The organism is Psychrobacillus sp. FSL W7-1493, from assembly GCF_038004905.1.
GTDB lineage: Bacteria > Bacillota > Bacilli > Bacillales_A > Planococcaceae > Psychrobacillus.
Map to the genome: position 1 here is coordinate 2,069,192 of NZ_JBBOSB010000001.1, position 12,591 is coordinate 2,081,782.

Genomic DNA, 12,591 nt, shown 5'->3' on the forward strand with positions numbered 1-12,591 from the left:
ATTATTTTTCCCCCTTTAAAAATGGTTCGACAGCACTTAACAATTGCTCCAAATCATCAATTAAGGGAGAATGGCCGCAGTTAACTAAAGGGATATATGTAGCATTGTCACCCAAATCTGCAACGATTTCTTGTGTCATTTGCTCTGATACTACATAATCTCGATCTCCACGAAGAACAAGAACTGGTATGGTTATATCCTTTGCCTGGTTTGTTCCTTTTGCGGCTCCATTATGCTCTTTACCAATATTAAATATATTTAAGCTGTGATACACATCAGCTAAATTTCGTTGTGTCAGCATATCGTCTAGATATTCTTCATATAATTGCTCATTCGGTTTACTTTGTGTATAGATTGCAGCATTCCATACAGCCCTTAAGCCCTCTTTGTTTTTTGTATCATACAATCCTTGCATCGCCTTCGTTTTTGATGGGTCTTCCTCGATTTGCTCAATTGTTTGTAGCCTTTCATTATAGTTAGGGGTGCCATCTGCATTCGTACCGAAGAATGGATATCCTCTCGTGGATGCTGACGCCAATAGAACCAGCTTTTCACAATACCCAGGAAAATCAGCAACAAACTGCATACATACTGCGCCCCCAGTAGACCAGCCGATCAAGTCAAACTTTTTAATGGAAAGGTGGTCGACAAAATTTTTTAGATCATTTGAAAAATCCTTTATCCCATTTACTCGTGTATGATAAGTAGAGCCTCCAAAACCTCTCATATCCAAAGCGATTACAGTAAATGAATCATCCAAAGCATCCATTAGTAGATCCCAATGCTTTGATGACGTCATATTGCCATGAACAAGTACGAGGATCCGTTTACCTCCTGCTCTTTCCCTATAAGTAATTGACTCCCCATTTGCCAATGTTACTTTTTGCAATGTCATGTTCATATATTTCTCCCTTCAATTCCCCATTTAATAACTATTGCTCCCCACGCGTAGCCAATGCCAGCACTTACTAGAACAACAATATCTCCACTTTTTATTTTCCCTGATTTTTCAGCCAATTCCAATGATATAATTTGATCCATTTGTCCGACGTGCCCATAATCACTTAAATAAATAGATTGTTCGGTATTCAAACCTAGCTCACCTAGGACATAATCATGTGCAGACCTTTTCATGTGAAGGATGGCAAGATAATCGATATCCTTGTCACTGTATCCGCTTTTCAAAAGCGCATTCCTAACAACCTTTAAAAAATTGTCCATCGATTTTTGTTCTAGTCTTGCCTTCATGCCCTCGGGATCCATTACATCTAATCGATACAAACCATTCTCCAAATGCTCAGGTGATAAAGGTTGCTTAGTTCCTCCAACAGGCACCAATACATCCTCTGAAAAAGAGCCGTCCGTGATAATATCCGTCTCTAAAACAGTATTTTTCTCGTAATCTCTTTTTAAAATCATTGCTGCTCCACCTGCGCCTAGGTTGAACATGAAGCGCGTCCGGTCATTTGTATAGTCAATAAAGTCACTGTTCCTGTAACCTCCCGCAAGCAAAACTGTTTGGATAGAGGGATCAGCGAGCATCATGCTCTTTGCTACTTTCATTGCCATAATAGTTGTTCCACAACGTAGCGCCACATCAAAACCCCACGCGTGAAAGGCGCCAAGCTCTTCTTGAATCTTTATGGCAGCTGTCCAAAGAGGATATTCCTTGTGCTCTTCCCCGATATAGATGATTAGATCGATAGATTTGGGATCCACATTTCCTTTTTGCAATGCTTTCTCCGCTGCCCATATTCCCATTGCAACTGTATGATCATCTTTACCTGGAATTGGCTTTTTTGAAATACCCATTTTGTTTTTGACTACTTCAATAGGGAGTTTGGAACGGAATGCGATTTCTTCAGCAGTCATTATATCTGTTGGAATATATATTCCAGTACTGACAATCCCTATCGTCATTTTGCTAACTCCCTCCTTTTAGTAGTCACTTCCACATTACTTTTTTTGTTTTTCCGTTTCCAAAAAGCATATTGAATGGTTCCAACTATGCCTCTAGGGAAGAAAATAACGGCGAGAATATAAACAATACCGAAGAATATTATCCATCTTTCAAAAATCGGATGTTCCTTAGCTAGCCCAGAAAGATAATGCTGTGCTAATTCAATAACTCCTGCTCCTATAATAGGACCAATAAGTGTGCCTACACCGCCTATAATTGTCATTAATAATGCATCAAGTGTGATATCCATCGTCAGTACACTGGTGTTGACAAAGCGTAACGATATCGCATATAACGATCCCGCTAGACTGGCAATTACCCCGGCAACTACTGAAGCAATTACCTTATAATAGAGCGTGTTGTATCCAAGTGACTTTGTTCTTTGCTCGTTTTCTCTAACTCCAATCAACACTTTACCTAGAGGAGAATTTACAAATCTTCTTAGGAATAGATAAACTAGGACTAGGCACCCTAATACCAACAGATAGAAAACCATGCGATCTCTAAAAATTTCAGGAGCTCTAAATGTAAAGCCATCATTTCCATAGGTAAGAGTTCTCCACTTTTCTGCAAGGACAAGAAATAGTCCCGATACCGCCATTGTAAGCATGGCAAAGAAATGGCTTTTTAGACGTAGCGTTAACAATCCAACTAAAAAGCTAATAACCCCTGCAATAACCATACCTACAGCAATGGAAAGTATAAACATTCCGACTGTTGACTCAAAGTGATTTAACATAATAGCCGTGGAATATGCTCCCATACCGAAGAACATAGCATGACCAAAGGATACAATTCCTGTATAACCGAGCAAAATATCATAGCTCATCGCTAATATGGAAAAGATGAATATTTGAGTCAGCAGAATAGTCCATGTTCGAGAATCTGAGACAAATGGAAATATGGTAAATGCAGCGATAATTAACAACAATACGCCATGTTTAACTTGAAATGTAGATTTTAACTTCATCCTTGTATCATCCTTTCGCTGTAAACAAACCTTGTGGACGGAAGATTAATACGACTGCCATAAGCAGCATATTTACCGCAAGAGATAGAGCTGGAACATAATACGCCATGAAGCTCCCTGACAAACCTACTAAAATAGCTGCCATTAATGATCCTGGAAAGCTACCCATCCCTCCAATGACTACTACAATGAAGGCTAATATTGCATACTCCATGCCCATTTCAGCGTATACCACACCTGAATAGGGTGCCATCAAAGCACCACCTAATGCTGCAAGTGCTGCACCTGTCATAAAAACATATAAAAAAACCTTTTTTATATTTATACCTAACGCCTGCACCATTTCCTTGTTCATAACACCAGCGCGTACAGTTAGACCGATTTTTGTTCGTTTTAAAATGAATTGGAAAATACCAAACACGATGAATCCAATGGTGATTATAAATAAACGATATTTAATAATGATGACATCCCCAACCTCCCAGCTTCCAGCTAACAGAGGAGGTACTTTTGCTGGAATTTGGTTTGGTCCGAAAACGACCTTCAGCATTTCAGAAAGAACAATCATGAAACCTAGAGTAATTAATATTTGCTGTACGTGGTTTCCGTAAACAGGTGTGATAATTAGCTTTTCGGTTATAAATCCCAATAAAGCTCCCGTTAAAATAGCTCCTATCAGAGCTAAGGTAAAGCTATCGGTCAAACTGTAAAACCATACTCCAGAAAAAGCACCCCAGGCAAATAAGCCTCCATGTGCAAAGTTTAAGACATCCATTAACCCAAATATTAAGGTTAATCCAGCTGCCAATAAAAATATCAACATGCCAGTTGCCAATCCGTTTATTAATAAATTGATGATCAACTCCATATAGCTTCCTCCTTTACCCGATACCGAGGTATTTTCTCTTCAATTCTTCATCTTGGATTAGCTCACTCATTTGTCCCGATTGAACAGTTTCTCCATCATCGATTAGTGTATATGTATCCCCGACTTTACTTGCCATCATAAAATTTTGTTCTACCAGGATAATAGTAGTCTGTTTCTTCATCTCTATTATTGCTTCCATCACCTTTTCAATAACGACCGGTGCAAGACCTTTTGAAGGTTCGTCTATTAATAGAAGTTTACTTTCATTAACGAATGCCCTAGCCATTGAAAGCATTTGTTTTTGTCCTCCTGATAAATGCCCTCCATCCTTCTTCCAATACTTTTTAAGATCCGGGAATAGCTCTAGTACATATTCCTGCCTTTCTTTTGCTGCATCATCTCCCTTTCGCATTGCCACCTTTAAATTTTCCTCAACCGTTAACGCTCCGAAAATACCTTGATCCTCGGGTACATACCCGATACCACTTGAGGCAATCTGATGAGTAGCGTGCGAGGCAATTGAAGAGTCATCGTATTTTATGATTCCTTTGGAGGCAGGTGTAAGGCCCATAATCGTTTTTAAAGTGGTCGTTTTCCCTGCTCCATTTCGACCTAGCAGCACACTCACTTCTCCTTCCCTCGCTTCAAAAGAGACTCCTTGCAAAATGTGGTATTGACCAATATAAGTGTGTACATTTTCTAATTTAAGCAAGGTGTTCATCGTATAAACCTCCCAAATATGCATTTTGAACGGTTTCATTGTTCATGATTTCATTGGGGCTACCATCAGCAAGCAGCCTTCCATTGAACAAAACCATAATAGAGTCGGAGAGATCCAAAATCATATCCATCTTATGTTCAATCAACAAAATGGTTTTGTCTCCCTTTTGTTTAATCTGCTTAATCACATCTAATATAGCTGGAACCTCCTCTAAAGACATACCGGCGGTCGGCTCATCCAACAGCAGCACCTCTGTATCTAAAGCAAGAAGCATGGCAATTTCTAATTTTCTTTTTTCCCCATGAGAAAGCTCATTTGCAAAGGCATATGCTTTTTTAGACAATAAAACCATCTCCAGCAGCTGTTCTGCCTCTTCCTGAAATTTATGGTAGCTACTAAAATGACGAAGCATCTGATAACGGACTTTTTGTTTCGATTGCACCGCAAGCCTAACATTTTCCATGACCGTAAGATTTGGGAATACATTAGTTATTTGAAAGGATCTACCTAAGCCTTGTCGCGTCCTCTCGATAGAAGAATACTTAGCCAAAGATTGACCTTTATAAAATACATCTCCTTCTGTTGGCTTCAATTCACCACTAATTAAATTAAAAAAAGTTGTCTTTCCAGCTCCATTTGGACCAATAATGGATTTGAAATGTTTTTCGGGCATAACAAAATTCACATGGTCTACTGCAATTTGACCTCCAAATTTAATCGTCAGGTTTTCCGTTCTTAATATAGGTTCCATTCGAATTGACTCCTCTCTTAAACACTAACCTTGCTTTAGAAAAGATCTATAACAAGGTTAGTTTTATTCCTAATCCATGTTAGGCAGTCAGTTTCTTCAATTCTTTAATATCGTTACTTCTTGTTTATAATTGGTGGCTCCGTTTCTTCTGGTGACAATTCTCGAATCAGAACTGGTACGGGGTATGGGATGCCATCCTGTTTTTCTAGCTTAATAGAATATAAAGATTGAAGTGCCTGATGATCTTCAGCACGGAACGTCATTTTTCCTTTTGCAGTTTCAAAAGACATACCTTCCATCAACTTAATGAGCTCATTGGCATCTGTATTACCCTCAGATTTTTTTAATGCTTCTACAATGGCAATGGCTGCTGACATACCACCAGGAGTGAAAAGATCTGGGACATCTCCATTGAAACGTTTTTTATGCTCCTCAACTAACCAATCATTAATTTCATTGTCTGGTAATGTGTGATAATAAACCGAGAATCCCTCCATACCAATTAACGGCTCCATAATAGATAGAGCAGGGATATCTGGTGCACCAGTAGAGATTTTTATTCCTTTATCCTGCAATTTTAAGTCAGCAATTTGGTTCCAAGGTGAGTTAGCACCAGCCCAAACGACGAAAAGATAATCTGGTTTCGCTTGAATTACCTTTTGTAGGTTAGATGTGAAATCTGTTGCAGCAGGGTCAGCGTATTCCTCTAATACAATTTCTGCCCCCAGCTTTTCAGCTGCTGCTTTAAACGCTGTGACTCCATCCCAGCCGAAGGAATAATCTGGTGCGAAGGTCGCTATCTTCACTCCTTCTTTAGCAATCGCAGCTGCTCCTGCCACTGCATCCTGAGAAGAATTACGAGCCGTACGGAATATATATGGATTAAATTCAGAACCCGTGATACTATCAGCTACAGCAGGTTCTACGATCATAATCTTTTCATATTCCTCTGCAAGTGGCAGTACAGCTAACGTATCCCCAGAACTAGAGGAACCAACTAAGAAGTCTACTTCATCCTCTTCCAAAAGCTTCGTGGCTTTTTGAACAGCAACCTCAGGTTTAGTCTCTGTATCCTCGTAAACAACCTCAATTTTCTTGCCAGCTATCTCCATTGTCCCGCCGGTCGCATACTCTAAACCAAGTTCAAAACCGTTTCTAGTTTGCTTCCCGTACGATTCAAGTGCTCCAGTCAACGAAGCAAGTACACCAATTTTAATAGTCTCTCCTTCCTGCACCTCGCCTGAAACAGGAGTAGTTTCACCTGATTCTTCACTAGACTCGACAGAATCATCACTACAAGCTGCACTAAAAAATAAAACCAATAATAGCGTTAAAAATAGAACCCATTTTTTCAATGTTTTTAACCTCCCGATTATTTTTGTAAGCGTTCTCATGCTTCGTTTTAACTGTACAAAATCGGAGTTACATATAAGTTACAAAGTTCTTGGCTAGGCCAAGCATGTAAAATGAAAAAAAGCTTCGAAGATTTTACTGTACGTAAATTTTCGAAGCCTTTTTTAAGTTTTATTCGATAGCAGATAATTCATGGTCGATAATTTCTTTTATTTTTGTCGTGCCTATTGCACCATTGCTAAAGCTATTCGATTCGCGCCAGTAGACTTGTCTAAAATGAATGTCATTGTGTAACTCAATTTGCAAAAAGACTCTAGAACCATCCCTTTCTATAGATTCAACATCTTCTAGTGTTAACGTGTTCCATGTATCAATAAACTGTTGAACCGACTCCGGACCGAACTCGTGTATTCTTCTTCCATCCTCTGTACTTTCAATATATATTTTGCTGACCAACCCTTCTAACGGGTAAAGTTCTCCAGCTGTTTTTGCTTTTTTATTGGTTTCTACTACAAATACCTTGTCATTTACTTGCACCGCTAAAGATGCTGGAATTCCCTTTATCTCGTAAATTGATGACCCTTTCTCCGCGTAGGTCGCATCTCCGTTTATCATCTTATGATTACTACATGCACTACCTGCCATCTTATAGGTAACCTCACCGAGTTTGTTACCTGTTTCGATTGATAAGGTCAATTCTTCATCAGACGGCTCAGGAAAATGATGCATATACTTGATGTCATTAATCATAACCATATCAATCCATTCGATTTCCGCGTCTGGACAACCAAATGATGAAACAGAATTTGTAACCACAGTAATTGGAGCTGTATTACAAGCGGATAAAGACATACTTAAAAAAATAAAAAGTATTACTTTACTTAATTTCAAGAATTCCCCTCCTATAAATTAGATGAATTTAGTAAAGTTAGTGAAGCTTAAAATATTTATACCCTTAAAAATTTATCCATAATTGATAATCATCTCATACATTTGAATAGTCGTTTGCATAGGTTCTACGTGAAGCTCCTCGTGCAAAGTTGCTACACAGCGTTCATACCATTTAACGGCCTGTGTTCTATTTTGTAGCTGATAATAAGCAAACATGAGTAAACGATAGGCCTCTTCCCACGTATGATCTAAGTGGATAAGCTTCTGTGACCAGTAAATTGTCTTCTCAAAGTCCTTCAAACGTGTACTCGTTTGCGCTAATCTTTCTAATACCAATATATACTGTTGTTCTGTTTTCTCCCGTTCATGGGAAATCCACTCAATCGCTGTCTTTCCTTCTAGAAGACTGCCATTATAAAGTCTCACTGCCTTCAATAGATGCTCTAATGCTAAGGAAGCATCTTTTTCAAGCATACCAAGTGTAGCGTAATCATTAAAAGTTTCTAAATCACTTCTCACCACTGCCTCTGGGTTTAGTCTATACATTGATTGCTTTCGGATTATAAAATATGATTCTCCCCTAGCTTCTCTACTTGGTTCGATAACTTTGAGCAATGCGTTTAAAATAACCTTAAAATCTCGATCAGATGATTTTTCATCGGCGTTTTCTTTCCATAAGCTTCTTATTAATTCTTCTTTAGGTACAAAACGACTTTTATTCAAATATAAATAAGTAAGAAGTTCCTTCGATTTTTCCCTTTGCCACTTTCTTTCCTCTACTTCATGAATTCCCATATATAAAGTAAAGGAGCCTAAAAGTTGAAGTCTTAAAGAATATCCAGGATAGGCAATCTCCTCTCGTATAACTAATTTTTCTCTCAGCGTTTGTAAAAAAGTATCTTTATTTTCTGTTAGAAGTAAGCCTTTTTTTATAAGGGGAAAATTTATCTGTAAGTCGACTGGACCAAATACTGTTTCTTTCAGTAAAAAGAAAAGAAAGTTATTTTCAACACATATTTTTGCGAATGTAACCATGGAACTTATAAATAACTCACTCATATGAAGGTCAGCATAAATACGAGAAAGCCAATAATTACTGGTCATTTCTCCGTATATATCTCCGTTTTCATAAAATAATGCTGATGCCTCCTGACACCTTGCTTCTGCCTTATCTAAATCTTCATTTTCATAATAAACAATGGACAGACCAAGCATTATATATGCAGATAACCAATAATCATTACTTCTGATTGTTTCACGTAATCCCATTTCACCATAACTAATAGCTTCCTGAAATTTTCCTTGCCTGGACTTTAAAATGGAAAGTCCCAAGTAAGGCTCAGCTTTAGCTCTCGAAACATTCAAATCTTCCATACGTTGAACAGCTTTTAAATAAAGTGCTTCAGGAGTATGGAGGTCAAATGGATTATGTAATATTTCCGCATGACCTTTTCTAATCCATCCCACCGCTTCAACAAAGCCTGATTTTTCCTTAATGCCAGTTTCAATTCCTTTGTTTGCTGCTTTTTTCGCTTTTTCTGTGTCCCCTGTCAATGAGTAAATGAAGGAGAGCAGTAAGGCGGTTTCACGATGAGAATCCGGTATTGCTAGTTCATCCTCTAGTCTCATCTCTAGAACTCGTACAGCATCATTTAACATTCCAGTTCTTAAATAAATTCGGGCATCCAAGTTACCATTTCTTAAAATAAATGGATCTAATTTTTCCCTTGTTACCCACTCGCTGGCATCTTTCGACCTGCCTAAATTAACTAGATTCTCCGCATGGAGTCTTTTTAGAGAATTCTGCTCGTCATTTGATATTTCTTTACTATCATTTGCCCATTTAATAGCTTCCTCTAAAAATGATTTTGCTAATGCTGGTTGAATCGTATCTAGATAAATATGGGCAATCCCTGCATTAGCTCTGCTCATGAAAAGAATATTCTGCTTTGCCTGAGCCATTGCTAAGCACTTTTCATATGATTTCCTCGCTTTTTCATAAAACGCTCGATATCGATGACATTCCCCCTCAAAATAATAGAGTTCATAAAAATGTTCTCTAGTAGAAGGAGATAAATGATCCTTCATCAACTCCAGCAGCCAATCGAATTGACCAGCCAAAATCATTGAGTTGGCGTTCGGAATAATCATTTCAGCTAAAAATTGCTCGTTTTTAGATTTTACGGCGTGATATATAGCTTGGACGATGTTATTTTTCTCTTTAAAAAAATTAGCTACTTCTTTATGTGTTTCATAAAAACCTATAGAATTCGTATGGAGCCACTTATCTTCTAGAAATTGTTGAAACAAAGCGTGAAACCTATAAGTATTGGAATCACTTAACTTTTGGATAAAAGAATGACTAGAGGTTAACATCTCAAACTGAGCAAATTCTTCCTTTCCAAAGAATTCATCTATTTCTTCAGCAGAAAAAACAGGAAATATACTGAAATTCAATAAAGAAAGTTGATCTTTTGGTGACATATTAGAAAATACTTCTTCAGAAAGATAGGAAAACAAATCATTAAGCGCAAAATTAGTAAGATTTGCTATCGTTTTCTCAGATTCTACTAATTGAACAGCAATCAATTGGATGGCAATCGCCCATCCCTCCGTTAGCTTTAATACATTTTCAGCTTCAATGTTAGTAATCGACTTTTCATGATAATCTTCAAAGAACACTTGAATTTCTTCCTCGCTAAACATAAAATCCTGTTCTTTTAGCTCAACTAGTTGACCATTTAACTTAAGCTTGAGCAACACAGTCCACTTCGGTCGAATCCGAGAAGCTATAACGAGATTAATAGAGGGAGGAAGAAATTCTATTATTTTTTCGATTACATAATTTATATGAAATACATGGTCAACTAAATGATAATCATCTAAGACAATGGTAAAAGGTGTATTAATTATGGCTAGTTCATTACAAAATAGAGAATACCACCTAGTCAATTCTGTCTCCTTTGGGTATATGAAATGAATATTGTCTTCTAGTAGACTACTTCCGAACGTTGGAACCACTCTTCGTATGCTATGCACTAGATAACGTAGAAAAGGAAGAATATTATCGTCCTCCTCGGATATTGAATACCATGAAAACGCTTCCTTGGTGTCGTAGAAATATTGAGCAAGCGCAGAGCTTTTTCCAAATCCTGCACCACTATGTAAAAGACAAACCTTTTTATCTGCTTTACTTTTTAACTTTTTAATTAGAGAGGACCTTCTCATGTAATTAGAAGAAGGAATCGGTGGTGTAAGCTTGGATACTAATATTGTTGGTTGTTCCATCGAATCCCCCCTAAAGAAACCGTTTATTTAAACATATCCTAACATAAAATTTAATTGAATAGATAGATAATTACAGTTATGCTAAATTATATGAATTTTAGAAAAGGGGTTATAAAATGAGTTTTCCAGTATTAATGACAGAGAGATTAAATTTAATAGAAATAAATGAAGAGCACGTGCCTAGCATTTACTCCATTTTTTCCAATGAAGAAGTCATTCAATATTACGGAATGTCCCCATTAACTAGCATCGACCAAGCAGCAACAATGGTAAAATCCTTTGCGAATGGGTTTGAGCAAAAAAGATCCATGCGTTGGGGAATCGTTTGGCAAGAAACAGGAGAATTGATAGGTACAGTAGGGTTAAATAACCTATCCTTAAATAGCAAAAGAACTGAAATCGGCTATGATCTATTGCCCGCTCATTGGAGAAAAGGAATTGTGACTGAAGCTGTAGAAGCAGTGATTGATTATTGCTTTAAAGAATTAAAACTTTTTCGTATAGGGGCTGTAACCTTCCCTCAAAATGAGGCATCATTCTCCTTACTATTAAAAATAGGCTTTGAAAAAGAAGGTGTCTTAAAAGGTTATCTATATCAAGATACCGAATCACATGACGCTTTTATTTTTTCTATTACCAAGCCTGAATGGAGGAAATAAGTAAATAACTTGTATTAGCTTTTTCATGAAAAAACTTCACGTAAAAAGCAGGGAGGAAAATAAAATTGAGACTATCTGAAATCCATCCAATTTTCTATCACTTACGTATTCAACAGAAAAGATTAGTCAGGTCACTAATCAATTTAAAAAATGGGCAAAAGTTAGCTACCAGCAAGTTACTGTCAACCACATTTCCATACACTTGCAAAAAACACCAATCATTGTTGAGAAGGACATTAGGTGAAAGCGACCCTCAATTGCAAGAAAATAAAATAACAAACTTGAAGATTGCTGCTAGTAAAATAGATGGAATCATCATCAAACCTGGTGAGAGTGTTTCCTTTTGGAAACTTGTTGGAAAAACTACAAAAGCAAAAGGCTATATTGAAGGTATGCAGCTCTCCAGAGGAGAGGTGAAGAAGGGAATTGGCGGTGGGATATGTCAGCTTGCAAACCTCTTATATTGGATGGTGCTACACACACCTCTTGTTGTTACCGAAAGACATCATCATAGCTTTGATCCTTTTCCTGACTCGGGACGTACGCTTCCTTTTGGTAGTGGAGCCAGTGTTTTTTACAATTACGTTGATTTACGATTTTATAATCCGACACCTAACTCATTTCAAATAAAGGTTTGGGTAACTGATAAACACTTGAAGGGTGCCATTTTCTCCAAAGAAGAAATGCCATATTCATATCATATTGATGAAAGAAATCATCAATTTTTAAAACAAAACGGGAAAAATTTTCGTCAAAACGAGATTTGGAGAAAGATTATCGATAAAAGAACAGGACAAATGATAAAAGAAGAGTTGCTAATCCATAACTTTTCGGAAGTGAAGTATCCTATACCAGATTTGGCTCATGTAGAGAATTGTTAAAGAATAAGGCTATGTTAAAGGGTAGGGTTGATTTATGATCCAAAGAAATCTTAGATCAGAGAGTAGCATTGATTTTTCGCACCAGCCGGACGCTTTCCTCGGGGTGAGCGATAAGCCATCACCCATCGCTTACGTGCGTGGTTGTGCTGTCTTATCTGTCTCCCTCATCCCGTAGGAGTCGTCGTCTGGCGCTCCTATCAATAAATGGGAACAGCTTTAGCATCGATAAATCGATAATAAATTTACTCG

The 12,591-nt window shown here is 37.5% G+C and carries 11 protein-coding genes; 2 read left to right on the top strand and 9 right to left on the bottom strand.

Going from position 1 to position 12,591, the window contains the following annotated elements:
- Position 1 precedes the first annotated feature (1 nt).
- The 9 genes from phaZ to MKX96_RS10535 all read right to left on the bottom strand — a co-directional run bounded on the left by phaZ (position 2) and on the right by MKX96_RS10535 (position 10,802).
- Entirely contained in the window at positions 2–895 is an 894-nt protein-coding gene (phaZ, locus tag MKX96_RS10495; protein ID WP_340885983.1) for an intracellular short-chain-length polyhydroxyalkanoate depolymerase, read from the bottom strand.
- A 2-nt stretch (positions 896–897) separates the two neighbouring features.
- Positions 898–1,920, bottom strand: a complete 1,023-nt coding sequence (locus tag MKX96_RS10500) for a 3-oxoacyl-ACP synthase (RefSeq protein ID WP_340883555.1) — start codon at positions 1,918–1,920, stop codon at positions 898–900.
- On the bottom strand, positions 1,917–2,930 hold the full coding sequence (locus tag MKX96_RS10505) for a branched-chain amino acid ABC transporter permease (RefSeq protein WP_340883557.1): 1,014 nt from the start codon (positions 2,928–2,930) through the stop codon (positions 1,917–1,919). Before MKX96_RS10505 ends, MKX96_RS10500 begins: the two co-directional genes overlap by 4 nt.
- A gap of 7 nt (positions 2,931–2,937) precedes the next feature.
- On the bottom strand, positions 2,938–3,798 hold the full coding sequence (locus MKX96_RS10510; protein ID WP_340883558.1) for a branched-chain amino acid ABC transporter permease: 861 nt from the start codon (positions 3,796–3,798) through the stop codon (positions 2,938–2,940).
- Between the two features lie 13 nt (positions 3,799–3,811).
- Positions 3,812–4,519, bottom strand: a complete 708-nt coding sequence (locus MKX96_RS10515; RefSeq protein ID WP_340883559.1) for an ABC transporter ATP-binding protein — start codon at positions 4,517–4,519, stop codon at positions 3,812–3,814.
- Positions 4,503–5,270, bottom strand: coding sequence for an ABC transporter ATP-binding protein (locus MKX96_RS10520; RefSeq protein ID WP_340883560.1), 768 nt, complete (start codon positions 5,268–5,270; stop codon positions 4,503–4,505). Before MKX96_RS10520 ends, MKX96_RS10515 begins: the two co-directional genes overlap by 17 nt.
- Before the next feature lie 113 nt (positions 5,271–5,383).
- Positions 5,384–6,664, bottom strand: coding sequence for a substrate-binding domain-containing protein (locus MKX96_RS10525; protein WP_445678186.1), 1,281 nt, complete (start codon positions 6,662–6,664; stop codon positions 5,384–5,386).
- Between the two features lie 130 nt (positions 6,665–6,794).
- The gene (locus MKX96_RS10530) at positions 6,795–7,514 is read right to left on the bottom strand and encodes a hypothetical protein (protein ID WP_340883564.1); all 720 of its coding nucleotides are present in this window, start codon (positions 7,512–7,514) and stop codon (positions 6,795–6,797) included.
- A gap of 72 nt (positions 7,515–7,586) precedes the next feature.
- Complete coding sequence (locus MKX96_RS10535) at positions 7,587–10,802, bottom strand: BTAD domain-containing putative transcriptional regulator (protein WP_340883566.1); 3,216 nt, start codon at positions 10,800–10,802, stop codon at positions 7,587–7,589.
- Positions 10,803–10,918: 116 nt separating this feature from the next.
- On the opposite strand from MKX96_RS10535, the gene MKX96_RS10540 reads away from it, so the two are divergent.
- Complete coding sequence (locus MKX96_RS10540) at positions 10,919–11,461, top strand: GNAT family N-acetyltransferase (protein WP_340883568.1); 543 nt, start codon at positions 10,919–10,921, stop codon at positions 11,459–11,461.
- A gap of 65 nt (positions 11,462–11,526) precedes the next feature.
- On the top strand, positions 11,527–12,342 hold the full coding sequence (locus MKX96_RS10545) for a VanW family protein (RefSeq protein ID WP_340883569.1): 816 nt from the start codon (positions 11,527–11,529) through the stop codon (positions 12,340–12,342).
- Positions 12,343–12,591: the final 249 nt, after the last annotated feature.